The following is a 13,982-nucleotide window of genomic DNA, read 5'->3' as shown; positions in this document are numbered from 1 at the left end:
ATGCGGCTTGCGGCGCTGATCTTTGCCGTTCTTGCCGGGTCAGCGTCGGCGCAGACGTTGGGCGGCCTGACCCTCGGTGAGTTGATACCGGACACCGCGCCGGACCCCCTGGGCACCCATATCGTCGAGCCGTTCGCGATTACGATCTGGGCCCTCGAAGACGAGATTGGCCTGACCGCAAGCCGCGATGCGGAAACCGGGGAAATCCTCTACATAGAAATGTGGATTAACGCCGAGGTCGCGCACGACACCCCCATTGACGGGATCCGGTTTGGAGAGACTACGACCGAAGACATCGTCGCGCGGTTCGGCTCCGGCGGCTTCGCCTATGCGGATCGGGGCCGCTTCGTGGCCACCGATACGATCCTCGCCCATTACCTGAGTTATGAGATCGAAGGCACGGATAGTGTCGTGATCTTCGTGACCCACCAGCCCATCGAAACGGCGTCAGCGGACACCGTCCGAGAAGGTGTATTGAATACCATCATGGTTGGCCGGGCGAGTTACATGGCCGCAACGCGCGGTGTCGACAGAAATGTACCGGAGGGATATCGGCCCATTGCCGATCCTTTTCCGCACCAGGCGGAATAACGAAGACGCGGGGGACGTCTGCCCCTCCCCCGCGCCCACTCTCAAGCCGGTCCGGGGCGGACGGCTTGAAAGACGCTGCACTCAGCCGGCCGGAATCAGGCCCGCTTCTTGCGCCGCGCCGATCTCGTCCGCGCTCAGGAGGCCGTCGGCATCCGCGTCAAGCGCCTGGAACTCCTCTTCGGTCAGGGCAGGCATCAACACGAGAAGCTCTGCGAAGCTGACCATACCGTCGCCGTCACCATCGACGCTTTCGGCCTGCCCCATGGCAAGGCTTGCGCCCCCCACAAGCACAGCGAAGGCGGTGGCAAGTGTGATCGCCCCAAGGCGCGGTTTGTCGAATTCGGATCGCATGGGAATTATCCCTCCATAAAGGTTGCGTGTCAGGCACCGGGTTCGCCGGGATTGGCGTGGTGCCTACTTGGGAAGAGCGGTCCGGGGGGTGGTTTCGTCCCTGCGACCGACGACAGCCCGTGCCATCGGCGGCACCTCGCCCAATCACGCGCACGTCCCCCGCGACGTCCCGCCGAGGGGAACGCAGATCGGCAAGACATCGCCCGCGATGGGCGGGAAGGCCCCCGGATCGGCCCACGCGTCAACCGCCATCTTGCGGCAAGGCGGACGGCGGGCGCAGCGTTTCGATCACTCACGGAATGTTCCCCTTCGCCCCCCCGAGGTCCCATGCCCCGTCCCTCCGCCCCCGCGCTTCCGCTCAAGGATGAAGAAAAGGCAGGCCCCCTGCCCCAATCCCGCATCTTCGCGGCCCTGCTGTCCGATCTCAGGGCCTCCGCCCGTCGCCTGACCCGCTCCGCCCAGGATGCCGATGACCTGGTGCAAGACACGCTCCTGCGGGTCTGGTCGCGCATGGCCATGGCGGCGGAGGCCGCCTCCGATGCCGCCCCGATCGAGGATTTGCGCGCCTATGCCTTTGCCACCCTGCGCCACCGGGCCTTCGCGCGGTTCTCCATCGCGCCGCCCCTGGAGGCGGAGGATGAGGATTTCCCGGCACCGCGCGGTTCTGACGCCGCCACACGTCTTGGCTGTGCCGAAGCCCTGGCCGCGCTTGACGATCTGCCGGCGGATCAGCAGCGGCTCTTGCGGATGCGCGCGATGGACGGGTTGAGCTATGCGGAGATTGCCAAGAAGACCGGCCTGCCCCTTGGCACCGTCACCTCAAGGCTTGCGCGCGGGCGCGCGGCGATGCGCGAGGCGCTGGACCTGCCCCCCGGCGCGCCGGTCACGGACCTTCTGGGCGGCAGCTGAGCCCGCCTCGTCGCCCCCGGCCCATGTCTTGATGGGAAAAGGATATGTCGCTGTGCGGCAAGACGCGCCCGGCGGAACTGCGCCACGATCCGGTCCATAGGTTTGGACGGAGTTGCCCGATGCCCGACGATCTGATGCGCCCGCTGGCCGATGTGATGGCCCCCATCGACCGCGCCCGCGGCCTGCCCAACGCCCATTACACGGACCCCGCCACCATCGCCGCCGAAAACCGCGCGGTGTTGGAGACGACATGGGCCGCGCTGGCCGTCGGCGCCGACGTGCCGGAACCCGGCGATGCCAAGCCGATCGAATTCCTGGGTCAGCCGCTCTTGCTTTTGCGGGACGAAGACGGGACGATCCGCGTCTTTTTCAACATCTGCCGCCACCGGGGCATGATCCTTGTGGAAGAACCGCGCCGGATCGAAGGCGCTATCCGCTGCCCCTACCATTCGTGGTGCTATTCCAAGTCCGGTCGCCTTGTGGCCACGCCCCATGTCGGCGGGCCGGGCCAGAACGCCCATGCGGGGATCGACCGCGCCACCCTCGGCCTGAGCGAGGTGCGCAGCCATATCTGGCGTGATGTGGTGTTCATAAATCTTTCCGGCGACGCACCGGCCTTTGAAGAGCTGCACGCCGACCTGCTGAAACGGTGGGCGGAATTCGAACAGCCCCAGTATCACGGCGGTGCCGACAGCAGCTTCACCCTGGAGGTCGCGACCAACTGGAAGCTCGCGGTGGAGAATTACTGCGAAAGCTATCACCTGCCCTGGGTGCATCCGTCGCTCAACACCTATTCGCGGCTGGAAGATCACTACCATATCGAGGCGCCGGGCCAGTTTTCCGGCCAGGGCACCTATGTCTATCGCCAGTTGATCGGCGAGGATGGCAAGACCTTCCCCGATTTCGCGGGGCTGAGCGACCATTGGGACGCGGGCGCGGAGTATATCGCGCTCTACCCCAACGTGCTTCTCGGCGTGCACCGCGACCATGCCTACGCCATCGTGCTGGAACCGGTCGCCCATGACTGCACCCGGGAGCATGTCCATATCTACTATCCCACGCCCGAGACCGACGACGCCCTGCGCGCGACCAATTCCGCCCAATGGAGAAGCGTGTTCGAGGAGGATATCTTCGTGGTCGAAGGCATGCAGCGTGGACGCGCCGCGTCGGGCTTTGACGGGGGCCGCTTCTCCCCCGCGATGGACGGGCCGACGCATCTGTTCCACGCCTGGATCGCCAGCCGGATCGACGCGGCCGGGGCCTGACGCACCTTGGCGGACGATGCAAAGCTGCACGCCGCCATCGCCCTGGCGGAGCGGTCGGGGGATTGGTCAGAGGTGATCGCGCTCTACAGGGAAGCCGCCGACACGAATCCGGTGTCGGAGGCGTTCTACCTCACCCACGCCTACGTCCATGCGCTGGAGGCGAATGATCCCGTCGCGAAAGAGCTCAAGGCGCGCCTCGTGGCCCTGAACGCCGAAGCGCCCTAGGGCAGGTCCGCCTACGTCCCGGCGCTCTTGCGGTAGAACCGCAATCCCATCAACAGCATCCAACTGAACAAAAGCGGCCAGAAGACCGGCCTGTAATTGATTGGGTGGCAGCCGCGCGCGGGCGCGAAGTGCAGGGCGTCGCGCAGCACGTCGTCCCAAGTATCATTGGCCGGGCCGGGCGACGCGACAAGGACCCCGTCCTCGGCGGGGGTCAGAACGATTGTGCCCCGCTCCACGATCAGGGTCAGGACCAGATCGACGCCGTCGGCCTCCGCGCCGTAGGTCTCAACGAAGTCGCCCACCAAGCGGCAGAGATCGGCGTGCGCGAAGGTCGTGACGCGGCGGGGCTCCAGAATATTGGTGAACTGGTTATAGGGCCGCGCCGCGCTTGGCCCGTCATAGGTTTCGCAGTCCGCCCCGGTGCAGGGGGTCAGGACAAACGGATCGAAATCGAGGCTCCGCACCCGGTCGCCCACCCAGAACAGAACCAGTGCCGACAGGCAGCAGAAGATGACCCCTTCCAGTACCCGCAACGCCCAGTCGAGGTTGATCGGCTGCGGGTCCGGTTCCTGCCCGGGGCCGTCCGGCCCGCCGGGCTCAGCTTCTTGTGCCAAGGATCACGCGGACATAATGCTGGGTTTCGGCATAAGGCGGCACGCCATCGTGGCGCTCCACCGCCTCGGGCCCCGCATTGTAGGCCGCAAGCGCCAGCCGCCAGTTGCCGAACCGGCGATATTGCTGCGCAAGGTACCGCGCGCCACCGTCAAGGTTGGCGACCGGATCGGTCGGATCGACCCCAAGCAGCCGCGCCGTGTCGGGCATCAGCTGCGCCAGACCGATGGCGCCCGCATGGCTCAACGCCTCCGTGTTCCAGCCGCTTTCCTGCTGGACGAGCCGCAGGAAGATGTCCTCGGGAATGCCATGGCGCCGGGCGGCGGATTGCGCCACGCCAAGGAACGGGCCGTCATAGCCGCCCTCGTAACGCGGCAGGCCGCGCGTCTCTTCGCTTTCGGGGCGCAGGCGGGAGGAGAATTCATACTGGGTGGCCGCCCGGTTATCGAGCACCCCCATCGCCCGGTCCAGCCGGTCCAATCCGCTTTGCGCGGTGGCAGGCAGGGCAAGGCAGACGCCGCAAATGGCGGGAACAAGCAGACGAAATACTGGCACGATATCCTCGGACCGATTGCAATAATGCGCGCGACATTAACGCTTTGGACCGCTTTGTGCCAGTGCATCGCGCATTGTCGGCGGGATAAGGCTTTTATTAACCTTGATGGGGTGGTCTAACCGGGCAAACGCGGGCGCGAACCGGAATCGGGCGGCCCGCCCGGCAGGACGAGACAAATGGGGGAAGAGCGATGGCAGGGTCCGTCAACAAGGTCATTCTAATCGGCAATCTGGGCCGCGACCCGGAAGTGCGCAGTTTCCAGAACGGCGGCAAGGTCTGCAACCTCCGCATCGCGACATCGGAGACGTGGAAAGACCGCAATACCGGTGAGCGGCGCGAGAAGACGGAATGGCATTCCGTGGCGATCTTCCAGGAAGGGCTCGTGCGCGTGGCAGAGCAATATCTGCGCAAAGGCTCCAAGGTCTACATCGAAGGTCAGCTTCAGACCCGCAAATGGCAGGACCAGTCCGGCCAGGACCGCTATTCCACGGAAGTCGTTCTGCAAGGCTACGGCGGCACGCTCACGATGCTTGACGGTCGCGATGGCGGCGGCGGTGGCGGTGGTTACGGCGGCGGCGACAGCGGCGGTGGCTATGACGATCGCGGCAGTTTCGGCGGCCCGTCCGACGATCGCGGCGGCAGCGGCGGTGGCCAGGGCGGCGGCGGCGGTTTCGGCGGCAATTCCGATCTGGACGACGAAATCCCGTTCTGATGCCTGACCCGCGCGCCCGCTGACCGCACCGGCCAGGGGCCACGGGTAACGGGCGCGCCGCATTCGGAAGGGCCTGCGATGCAACCCACCAACCCGAATTTCACGCATACCTTCGCCCCCCCGGTGATGGAGGCGCGCCGCTGGGTGGACGGCAGGAACTTCCCGGCCCACCGCCCGCTTCTCAACCTCAGCCAGGCCGCCCCGGTCGATCCCCCGCCCGAGGGCCTGATGCAGGCCATGGCCGACGCGATCCTAACCGATCCGGCGGCGCATCTTTACGGCCCCGTCCTGGGGCGCATGGACCTGCGCACCGAACTGGCGTCGCAATGGTCCGCAAACTACGGCGGCAGCGTCACGTCTGACCAGGTCGCGGTCACGGCGGGCTGCAACCAGGCCTTCACCTCCACCATCGCCACGCTGGCCCGCGCGGGGGATGAGGTGATCGTCCCCCTACCCTATTACTTCAACCACCAGATGTGGCTCGACATGGCCGGCATACGCGCGGCCTACCTGCCCACGGGCGACGATCTGCTACCGGATCCGGAGCGTGCGGCGGCGCTGATCACGCCCGACACCAAGGCCATCGTGCTCGTCTCCCCGAACAATCCGGCGGGCGTGGAATATCCGGCCCCCCTTCTGCGGGCGTTCTTCGACCTCGCCCGCGCCCACGGGCTGGCGCTTGTCGTGGATGAGACCTACCGCGATTTTCACTCCGCCCCCGGTGCGCCCCACGACCTGTTCCGCGACCCCGACTGGGACGACACGCTGATCCACCTCTATTCCTTCTCCAAGGCCTACCGGCTGACCGGCCACCGGGTCGGCGCGATCATGGCGAGCCCGGCGCGCCTGGCGGAGGTGGAGAAATTCCTTGATACCGTCGCGATCTGCCCGCCCCAGATCGGCCAGATCGGCGCGCTTTGGGGGATGCGGAACTTGGGCGACTGGCTGGCGGGCGAGCGGCTCGAAATCCTCGCCCGGCGCGATGCGATCACCCAGGGATTTGCCCGGCTGCCCGATTGGACGCTAATGGGATGCGGCGCCTATTTCGCCTATGTCCGCCACCCGTTCGACGCCCGCTCCGACGCCGTGGCGCGCGACCTCGTGGACCGCGCGAGCCTTCTGATCCTGCCCGGCACCATGTTCGGCCCTGCCCGCGCGCAGGGCGGATCGGGCCAGGCGGAGGCGACGCTGCGCATCGCGTTCGCAAACGCGGACCGCACCGGCATCTCCGATCTCATCGACAGGCTCGGCACGCTCACCGCCTGACCCGCCCTTGCCCCCGCAAGCGAGGTTGCGTATCGGTTTGCCCCAAGAGTTCCACGCGCGCGAAGGGCGAGACACACACATGGCAAGAACCGCCGCCAAGAAAGCCTCCAACATCTTTGTCTGGATCCTGATGGGCCTGCTGTTCGTGGCCCTGGCGGGCTTCGGCATCGGCTCGTTCACCGGCGGCGCATCGCGCGTCGGATCGGTCGGCGACGTGGAGATCACGGCGGAGGATTACTTCCGCGCCCTCAATAACGAGATTTCGGCCCAGATCGCCCAGACCGGCCAGCCCGTGAACTTCGCGTCCCTGCGCGCACGCGGCATCGACGAACGGGTTCTTGCGGGGCTTGTTGCACGCGCAGCCCTGAGCCATGAAGCCAACGAGATGGGGATTTCCGTGGGCGATGCAGAGGTCGCCCGCCAGATCCAGCAGACCCCGCAATTCCAGGGCACGGCGGGCCAGTTCGACCGCGCGACCTACGAATTCCTGTTGCAACAGCAAGGCGCGACACCGCGGGAATACGAAGAGGAAACGCGCGAGGATATCGCCCGCGCCATTCTGCAAACCGCCGTGATAGGCGGCCTGACGCCGCCCGACATTTTCGCGGAAACCATCGTCGCCTACCAGGGCGAGACCCGTGATTTCACCCGCGTCACCATTACCCGCAACGAATTGGTCGACGGCGTGCCGGAACCCACCGATGAAGACCTTGCCGCGTATTACGAGGAAAACCCCCAGCGCTTCACCCGCCCCGAGGCGCGCGCGATCACCTATGCGTGGATCATCCCCAGCCAGTTGATCGACGAGGTCGACGTGGACGAGGACGCCCTGCGGGAGCTTTACGAGGATCGTATCGACGAATACGTGCAGCCCGAACGCCGCCTTCTGGAGCGCCTTGTCTTCGGGTCCGAGGAAGAGGCGCAGGCAGCTGTGGACGCTATCGCCGCGGAGGAGACGGATTTCGATCAACTCGTCGCGGACCGGGATCTGACACTTGAAGACGTGGATGTGGGAGAGGTCGCCCGCGAAGACCTCAACCCAGACGCCGCCGAGATGATCTTCGCCGATGACGAGAGTGAGATCATCGGCCCGGTTCAAAGCAGCCTCGGGCCCGCGATCTTCCGGGTGAACGCCGTGCTGGAAGCCTCCGAAGTCCCGTTCGAGGACGCCCGCGCCGATCTGCGCGAGGAACTGGCCGATGAGGCCGCGCGCCGCGCCATCGACGCCATGCGCGAGGAACTCGACGATCTGCTGGCCAGCGGTGCGACGCTGGAAGAGGTGGCCGAAGACACCGACATGGTGCTCGGCACGATCGACTATACCGTGTCGTCCGAGGACGGCATCGCGGGCTACGACGCCTTCCGAGACGCCGCCGATGCGGTGGAGGAAAGCGATTTCCCGGAATTGCTGGAGCTGTCCGATGGCGGCCTCTTCGCCCTGCGCCTCGACGAAATCGTGCCGCCGACCCTGCCGCCGCTCGACGAGATCGTGGAGGAGGTCGAAGCCGCCTGGGACATGACCGCCGTGCGCGATGCCGTGGCCGCCCGCGCGCAGGAACTTGTGGGCCAAATGGCCACCGGTGCCACGCTGGAGGATCTGGGCGACACCGCCGAAGAACGCCTGATCCGCCGCCAGGACCTGCTGCCCGATCTGCCGCCCACCACCGTGCCGCAGGTCTTCCAGCTGGAAAACATCGGCGATGTCGTGATGATCCCCGGCGCGCAGGCCGCCCATATCGTGCGGCTGGACGCGATCAACGCCGCCGCGCGCAACGCGCCCGACACCTCGATCCTGCTCACGATCCTTGAGCAGACCATCGCGCAATCGCTGGCCCAGGATATCTTTGAGGCTTACGGTCAGGCCGCCCAGGCCGAGGCGGGGATCACCACGAATTCCGGTGTCATCAACTCCGTCCACGCCTCCTTCCCGTAAAGGCAGCGCCCATGGCTCAGCTCAGCGATTTCAACGCCTTCTCCGCCGCGTGGGAGCGGGGGGAAAACCAGCTGGTCCACGCGCGCCTGGCCGCCGATCTCGATACGCCGGTCTCCGTCATGCTGAAACTGACCGATGCGGGTCGCGATGCGTTCATCCTTGAATCCGTGACCGGGGGGGAGGTGCGCGGGCGCTATTCCATCATCGGCATGAAACCCGACCTGGTCTGGGAATGCCGGGGCGAGACAAGCCAGACCAACCGCGCCGCCCGCTATGACCGGGAGACGTTCACGCCCTGCGCGGAGCCGCCGCTCGATGCGATCCGCGCGCTGCTGGCGGAAAGCGCCATAGACATGCCCGCCGACCTGCCCGCCGCCGCCGCAGGCCTTTTCGGCTATCTCGGCTATGACATGATCCGCCTCGTCGAACATCTGCCCGACGTAAACCCCGATCCCCTCGGCCTGCCCGATGCGGTGTTGATCCGCCCCTCCGTCATCGCCGTGCTCGACGGCGTGAAGGGAGAGGTGATCGTGGTCTCCCCCGCCTGGCAATCCACCGGCCTCTCGGCCAAGGCCGCCTATGCCCAGGCCGCCGAACGCGTCTCCGACGCGCTGCGCGATCTGGAACGCGCGCCGCCCGTGGCCGCCCGCGAAATGGGCGACGCACAACCCTTGGGGGAGCCGGTTTCAAACTTCACCCACCAAGGCTATCTCGACGCGGTGGAAGTCGCCAAGGATTACATCCGCGCGGGCGACATTTTCCAAGTCGTGCCCTCGCAGCGCTGGACCCTCGATTTTCCCCAGGCCCCCTTCTCGCTCTACCGCGCGCTGCGCCGCACCAATCCCTCGCCCTTCATGTTCTACTTCAACTTCGGCGGCTTCCAGGTCGTGGGCGCGTCCCCCGAAATCCTCGTGCGGGTGTTCGATGGTGAAGTCACGATCCGCCCCATCGCGGGCACCCGCCCCCGTGGCGCCACCCCCGATGAGGATCGCGCGCTGGAGGCAGATCTGCTGGCCGACCAGAAGGAACTGGCCGAACACCTCATGCTGCTCGATCTGGGCCGCAACGACACCGGCAAGGTCTCCAAAATCGGCACCGTGCGCCCGACCGAGGAATTCATCGTCGAGCGTTACTCCCACGTCATGCACATCGTCTCCAACGTCGTGGGCGAGCTGGCCGACGACCAAGACGCGCTCTCGGCCTTCATGGCCGGCATGCCCGCCGGCACCGTCTCGGGCGCGCCCAAGGTCCGTGCGATGGAAATCATTGATGAGCTGGAGCCCGAGAAACGCGGCGTCTACGGCGGCGGTGTCGGCTATTTCAGCGCGGGCGGCGACATGGACATGTGCATCGCGCTCCGCACGGCGGTGGTGAAGGACGAAAAGCTCTATATCCAGGCGGGTGGCGGCGTCGTCTATGACAGCGACCCCGAGGCGGAATTCGAGGAAACCGTCAACAAGTCCCGCGCCATCCGCAAGGCCGCCGAAGACGCGGCCCTGTTCCAGCGCGGTGGCAATTCCTAGGGCGCGGATGCCCGCTGGATCACGGCGGATACCGGCGCGATCGCCACCGCCTCTGACCGTCCGCCAAGCGCCCATGAAAACAGCGCCGTCACCGTGTCGGGCCGGGTATATCCCGCGACGATCACGGCCCCTTCCTGCGATGCGGTGAACGCCGCGCGGGCCAGGTAGCGCGTGATCACGGTCGCGCGTTGATCCTCGTCATCTAGAAGCCGGAAAAGCGTGGCGGCCGGCACGTCCGCACGGCTGGCGCTCTGCTCCGCCGCATTCAGACCCCGGGGGAAGGCCAGCAAGCCATGGCCCGTCTCCCCCAATGCCGCCACAGTCGCGTCCAGGATCGGGCGGTCGGACTGGATGCGGCCGCCGGGCGTATCCATGACCGCGACCGCTTCCGGCAAGATCAACAACGCCGAGGACAAAGCCACTTCCAGATCGGCTGGCGTGGCCCCTTCCGGGACCATGGACCCAAGGATCACCACCTCGAACCCCGCCTCGCGGTAGGTCTGGGCGCGGATCTGCGCGTCGGGATGCAGCGGGTCCACCGCAAATGCCACCGGGAAGGTGAACCGTGTGAGCGTCGCCAATTCGATCCGGCTTTCGGGATCGTCGATCAGGACAACCGCAAGAAGCGGACGCTCCTCGCTGGTATCGAACGGCGCGGCGAAGGCTTCGATGGCCGGTAACGTGGCATCGGGGTCAGCCTCCACCGCGACCTCGGCCAGGTCGCCCTCCGTTTCGGGCGCTTGCGGGAAGGCGGGAACGTCCACCTCCCCCGCGCCGGGCGTGACCTGCGGAAGGCCGGAGGTCTGCGGGAAAACGGGCGTGGCAAGACCGGCCGTCTCCTCCCCCAAGGCAGGTGCCGCTGGGGGCGCGCTGATCGTCGGAAGGCTTGGGGCGATCTGGGGCGTTTCGGCGATGGCTTCGGGCGCTGGGTCGGGCGTGGGATCGGGCGCGGGGTCGGACTCCGGCGCGGCATCCTCCCCCACGCCAGCGGCCTCTGCCACGTCCTCTTCGGGGGCCACCACGGGGGCAGGCTCGGGCGCGGCCTCGGGCTCCGGCAGCGCCGCCGTTGCCGTGTCCACATCGGGATTGGCGCTGGCGACGGGTTGGCTCAACGTCGTGGGCTCCGCGGCGACGGAGGGACGGGCATTGGCCGATGGCTGCTCCGGCGCGGCGCCGAGCGCGGCAACGACCGGTGCGGCGGGCGCGTCGACGGAAACATCGGGTTGCGCGGCGGGGGCCACATCAAGCGTCGGAGCCTCGACATCCGCCACGACCAGGGGCGCGGGCGCATTGGTGCTGGGGGCGGCATCGGGGGCGGGCAAGACCGCTTCCTCTTCGGGCGGCGGGCGGTTGAATTCACTGCCCGAGGGCAAAGGCACTTCGGTCGCGGGCCGCGTCGCGTCCTGCTCCTCCGCCGGGACCTCCTCCGCGTCAGGGGCCGCATCTTCTGCCGGGGCTGCGGGCGCGGCGTCTTCTGCGGGGGGTTCGGCTTCGGCGGCGGGGGCGTCCCCTACGGTCGCCTCCTCCACCGGAGCCTCCGGCGCTGGCGCTGGCAGTGGCGCTAGTGCTTCCTCCGCCACCGCATCCACCTCCGCAGGCGCGCTGTCCTCAGCCGCCTCCGCCGCCACCTCAACCGCCGCCGTTCCGTCCCTCGGCGGCAACGGCACGCTCAACGACACCGCCGCCAGCCCGATGGCCGACACGATCAATCCCCAGAATACACCAACGCTCAGCCCGCCCATGGCCCATGCTCCTGTCTGCTCGCCCCGGGGCTGAAATCCCCGGCAGGTCGATGCCACGGGCTCGCGGCCATAGCTTGACCACTGCGCGCGGCTTTGAAACATGTATAGCGCGGGCGCGCGACGCCTTCACCCCTTTTCGCCCCGAGGTGGCCCGAATGCTCCTGCTGATCGATAATTATGACAGCTTTACCTACAATCTCGTCCATTACCTGGGGGAGCTTGGGGCCGATATCCGCGTCGTGCGCAACGACCAGATCACCGTGCAGGACGCCATGGCAAGCGGGGCCGACGGCGTCGTGCTCAGCCCCGGCCCCTGCGATCCCTCCCAGGCCGGCATCTGCCTCGCGCTCACCAAGGCCGCCGCCGGCGCGAACATGCCGCTTCTGGGCGTCTGCCTGGGTCACCAGACAATCGGGGAGGCGTTCGGCGGCAAGGTCGTGCGCCATTCGGAGATCGTGCACGGCAAACTGGGCCAGATCCGGCACCAAGGCGCGGGCGTCTTCGCGGGCCTGCCCTCGCCGCTTGCCGCCACCCGTTACCACAGCCTCGTGGTGGAGCGTTCCAGCCTGCCCGATGTGCTGGAGATCACCGCCGATCTGGCGGACGGCACAATCATGGGCCTGCGCCACCGGACGCTGCCCATCGAAGGGGTGCAGTTCCACCCCGAAAGCATCCGCTCCGAACACGGCCACGCGATGCTGGAGAATTTCCTCAAGACCACGCGCCAGAAAGTGACGGCATGACAGACACAAAGGCGCTCGATGCGCTGAAACCCATCATCTTCGCCGCCTCCGAAGGCCCGCTGAGCCGCGCCCAGGCGGAAGAGGCGTTCCACGCGCTGTTCGACGGGGCCGCCACGCAAGCGCAGATGGGCGGGCTCATCATGGCGATGCGCGCGCGCGGTGAATCCGTCGCGGAATATGCCGCCGCCGCCCAGGTGATGCGTGACAAATGCGTCAAGGTCGCCGCCCCCGACGGCGCGATGGATATCGTCGGCACCGGCGGTGACGGGATGGGCACGCTCAACATCTCCACCGCGACGGCCTTCGTGGTGGCAGGCGCGGGCGTGCCGGTGGCCAAGCACGGCAACCGCAACCTCAGCTCCAAATCCGGCGCAGCGGACGTTCTGGGCGCCATGGGCATCGACGTCATGGTCGGCGCGGACGTGGTGGAGGCGTCGATCAAGGAGGCCGGGATCGGCTTCATGATGGCCCCGATGCACCACCCCGCCGTCAAACATGTCATGTCGGTGCGCCAGGAACTGGGCTGCAAGACGATCTTCAACATTCTCGGCCCCCTCACCAACCCCGCCGGCGTAAAACGGCAACTGACCGGGGCCTTCGCCATCGACCTGATCTACCCTATGGCCGAGACCCTCAAGGAATTGGGGTCGGAGGCCGCATGGCTCGTCCACGGCTCCGACGGCACGGACGAGATCTCAATCTCAGGCCCCACATCTGTCGTGGAATTGCGCGACGGCACCCTGCGCGGGCGGGAAATCCACCCCGAAGATGCGGGCCTTCCGGTGCATCCGTTCCGCGATATCCTCGGCGGCACGCCCGAGGAGAACGCCCAGGCTTTCCGCGCCGTCTTGGCCGGTGAACCCGGTGCCTACCGCGATGCCGTCCTGATGAACGCCGCCGCCGCCCTGATCGTGGCCGACCGCGTGTCGGATCTGCGCGACGGGGTGGAGATCGCGGCAGACGCCATCGACAGTGGCAAGGCCAAGGCGGCGGTCGATACCGTGGCGCGGATCACCTCCGCCAAGTGACGCGCTACGCCCTGCCCTTCGGCTTCGGCTTCATCGGCCTGGCCATGCTTGCCCTTGCGCTGGTGCTTTACCTGCACATGCTTTCCGAGTTGCGTATCGGCGAGCGGCTGGTGGCCGATGGCGTCGCCACCGACGCCCTTCTCGTGACCGCCGAACACCGCGAACGCCTGTCGTGCCGCGGCGGCACGATCAAGGTGTGCCGCCCGTCGGACTTTGCGTTGGGGCAGATCGTTTACCTCGTGGAAGGTCGGCGCGCGGTCACCACCCTTACGATCAACGAGGCGGATTTCACCGCGTTTTCATCGGGAGAGGAGGTGCGCGTGCCCATCCTCTACCTCCCCGACGACCCGCTTGAGATCGAGCGGAGCCGGGGCGCGCGCCTCAACGCCGCAAGGGGCCAGACCCTCACCATCGTCGTCTGCGCCGCCTTCGGGATCACCTTCGCCCTGATCGGCGCGATCGCGGGCCTTGTTGTGCGCAAACGCGCCGGTGCGCCCTAGCTGCCCTCGACAGGCCCACCCCCCTC

At 67.1% G+C, this 13,982-nt stretch carries 15 protein-coding genes; 11 read left to right on the top strand and 4 right to left on the bottom strand.

The features are described 5' to 3' along the window. Positions 1 to 591 (top strand): hypothetical protein, encoded by a 591-nt coding sequence (locus KUW62_RS05890; protein WP_224814578.1) that lies wholly within the window; start codon positions 1 to 3, stop codon positions 589 to 591. An 81-nt stretch (positions 592 to 672) separates the two neighbouring features. Here KUW62_RS05890 and KUW62_RS05885 read toward each other — a convergent pair whose 3' ends face one another. Further along, the gene (locus KUW62_RS05885; RefSeq protein ID WP_224814577.1) at positions 673 to 942 is read right to left on the bottom strand and encodes a hypothetical protein; all 270 of its coding nucleotides are present in this window, start codon (positions 940 to 942) and stop codon (positions 673 to 675) included. Positions 943 to 1,269: 327 nt separating this feature from the next. Here KUW62_RS05885 and KUW62_RS05880 point away from each other — a divergent pair, with 327 nt between their 5' ends. The 3 genes from KUW62_RS05880 (at position 1,270) to KUW62_RS05870 (ending at position 3,341) form a co-directional block, all read left to right on the top strand. Then, the gene (locus KUW62_RS05880) at positions 1,270 to 1,851 is read left to right on the top strand and encodes an RNA polymerase sigma factor (protein WP_224814576.1); all 582 of its coding nucleotides are present in this window, start codon (positions 1,270 to 1,272) and stop codon (positions 1,849 to 1,851) included. Positions 1,852 to 1,970: 119 nt separating this feature from the next. Then, positions 1,971 to 3,116, top strand: coding sequence for an aromatic ring-hydroxylating dioxygenase subunit alpha (locus KUW62_RS05875; protein ID WP_224814575.1), 1,146 nt, complete (start codon positions 1,971 to 1,973; stop codon positions 3,114 to 3,116). A 6-nt stretch (positions 3,117 to 3,122) separates the two neighbouring features. Continuing rightward, positions 3,123 to 3,341, top strand: coding sequence for a hypothetical protein (locus tag KUW62_RS05870; protein WP_224814574.1), 219 nt, complete (start codon positions 3,123 to 3,125; stop codon positions 3,339 to 3,341). 11 nt (positions 3,342 to 3,352) lie between these two features. On the opposite strand, the gene KUW62_RS05865 is transcribed toward KUW62_RS05870, so the two are convergent. Then, positions 3,353 to 3,955 carry a hypothetical protein gene (locus tag KUW62_RS05865; protein ID WP_224814573.1) on the bottom strand — a complete coding sequence of 201 codons (603 nt, stop codon included), beginning with the start codon at positions 3,953 to 3,955 and terminating at the stop codon, positions 3,353 to 3,355. Next, positions 3,939 to 4,508, bottom strand: a complete 570-nt coding sequence (locus KUW62_RS05860; protein ID WP_370632852.1) for a lytic transglycosylase domain-containing protein — start codon at positions 4,506 to 4,508, stop codon at positions 3,939 to 3,941. The genes KUW62_RS05865 and KUW62_RS05860 overlap by 17 nt, the downstream gene beginning before the upstream one ends. 191 nt (positions 4,509 to 4,699) lie before the next feature. Here KUW62_RS05860 and KUW62_RS05855 point away from each other — a divergent pair, with 191 nt between their 5' ends. From KUW62_RS05855 to trpE, 4 genes are all read left to right on the top strand, one after another. After that, entirely contained in the window at positions 4,700 to 5,221 is a 522-nt protein-coding gene (locus tag KUW62_RS05855; RefSeq protein WP_224814572.1) for a single-stranded DNA-binding protein, read from the top strand. 78 nt (positions 5,222 to 5,299) lie between these two features. Further along, a complete protein-coding gene (locus KUW62_RS05850) occupies positions 5,300 to 6,487 on the top strand; it encodes an aminotransferase (protein WP_224814571.1) in 1,188 nt (395 codons plus the stop codon). A 79-nt stretch (positions 6,488 to 6,566) separates the two neighbouring features. Further along, positions 6,567 to 8,420 (top strand): SurA N-terminal domain-containing protein, encoded by a 1,854-nt coding sequence (locus KUW62_RS05845; RefSeq protein ID WP_224814570.1) that lies wholly within the window; start codon positions 6,567 to 6,569, stop codon positions 8,418 to 8,420. 11 nt (positions 8,421 to 8,431) lie between these two features. Then, entirely contained in the window at positions 8,432 to 9,943 is a 1,512-nt protein-coding gene (gene trpE, locus KUW62_RS05840; RefSeq protein ID WP_224814569.1) for an anthranilate synthase component I, read from the top strand. Here the strand turns inward: trpE and KUW62_RS05835 are convergent. Continuing rightward, entirely contained in the window at positions 9,940 to 11,685 is a 1,746-nt protein-coding gene (locus tag KUW62_RS05835) for a divergent polysaccharide deacetylase family protein (protein ID WP_224814568.1), read from the bottom strand. The genes trpE and KUW62_RS05835 overlap by 4 nt on opposite strands. 155 nt (positions 11,686 to 11,840) lie before the next feature. Between KUW62_RS05835 and KUW62_RS05830 the strand changes: the two genes are divergently transcribed. Genes KUW62_RS05830 through KUW62_RS05820 form a run of 3 tightly spaced genes read left to right on the top strand, consistent with a single transcriptional unit; the run spans position 11,841 to position 13,956 of the window. Further along, a complete protein-coding gene (locus KUW62_RS05830) occupies positions 11,841 to 12,428 on the top strand; it encodes an aminodeoxychorismate/anthranilate synthase component II (protein ID WP_224814567.1) in 588 nt (195 codons plus the stop codon). Then, complete coding sequence (gene trpD, locus KUW62_RS05825; protein ID WP_224814566.1) at positions 12,425 to 13,456, top strand: anthranilate phosphoribosyltransferase; 1,032 nt, start codon at positions 12,425 to 12,427, stop codon at positions 13,454 to 13,456. Before KUW62_RS05830 ends, trpD begins: the two co-directional genes overlap by 4 nt. Beyond that, complete coding sequence (locus KUW62_RS05820) at positions 13,453 to 13,956, top strand: hypothetical protein (protein WP_224814565.1); 504 nt, start codon at positions 13,453 to 13,455, stop codon at positions 13,954 to 13,956. The genes trpD and KUW62_RS05820 overlap by 4 nt, the downstream gene beginning before the upstream one ends. Positions 13,957 to 13,982 lie beyond the last annotated feature (26 nt).

This window comes from Hasllibacter sp. MH4015 (genome assembly GCF_020177575.1).
Taxonomy (GTDB): domain Bacteria; phylum Pseudomonadota; class Alphaproteobacteria; order Rhodobacterales; family Rhodobacteraceae; genus Gymnodinialimonas.
The sequence above is the reverse complement of the archived record's forward strand: the minus strand, read 5'-3'. Positions and strand labels throughout refer to the sequence as shown.

Excerpts from the sequence above, each read along its gene's own strand:
- KUW62_RS05890 (WP_224814578.1), top strand. The coding sequence starts at position 1 with ATGCGGCTTGCGGCGCTGATCTTTGCCGTTCTTGCCGGGTCAGCGTCG.
- KUW62_RS05885 (WP_224814577.1), bottom strand. The coding sequence starts at position 942 with ATGCGATCCGAATTCGACAAACCGCGCCTTGGGGCGATCACACTTGCC.
- KUW62_RS05880 (WP_224814576.1), top strand. The coding sequence starts at position 1,270 with ATGCCCCGTCCCTCCGCCCCCGCGCTTCCGCTCAAGGATGAAGAAAAG.
- KUW62_RS05875 (WP_224814575.1), top strand. The coding sequence starts at position 1,971 with ATGCCCGACGATCTGATGCGCCCGCTGGCCGATGTGATGGCCCCCATC.
- KUW62_RS05855 (WP_224814572.1), top strand. The coding sequence starts at position 4,700 with ATGGCAGGGTCCGTCAACAAGGTCATTCTAATCGGCAATCTGGGCCGC.
- KUW62_RS05850 (WP_224814571.1), top strand. The coding sequence starts at position 5,300 with ATGCAACCCACCAACCCGAATTTCACGCATACCTTCGCCCCCCCGGTG.
- KUW62_RS05845 (WP_224814570.1), top strand. The coding sequence starts at position 6,567 with ATGGCAAGAACCGCCGCCAAGAAAGCCTCCAACATCTTTGTCTGGATC.
- trpE (WP_224814569.1), top strand. The coding sequence starts at position 8,432 with ATGGCTCAGCTCAGCGATTTCAACGCCTTCTCCGCCGCGTGGGAGCGG.
- KUW62_RS05835 (WP_224814568.1), bottom strand. The coding sequence starts at position 11,685 with ATGGGCGGGCTGAGCGTTGGTGTATTCTGGGGATTGATCGTGTCGGCC.
- KUW62_RS05830 (WP_224814567.1), top strand. The coding sequence starts at position 11,841 with ATGCTCCTGCTGATCGATAATTATGACAGCTTTACCTACAATCTCGTC.
- trpD (WP_224814566.1), top strand. The coding sequence starts at position 12,425 with ATGACAGACACAAAGGCGCTCGATGCGCTGAAACCCATCATCTTCGCC.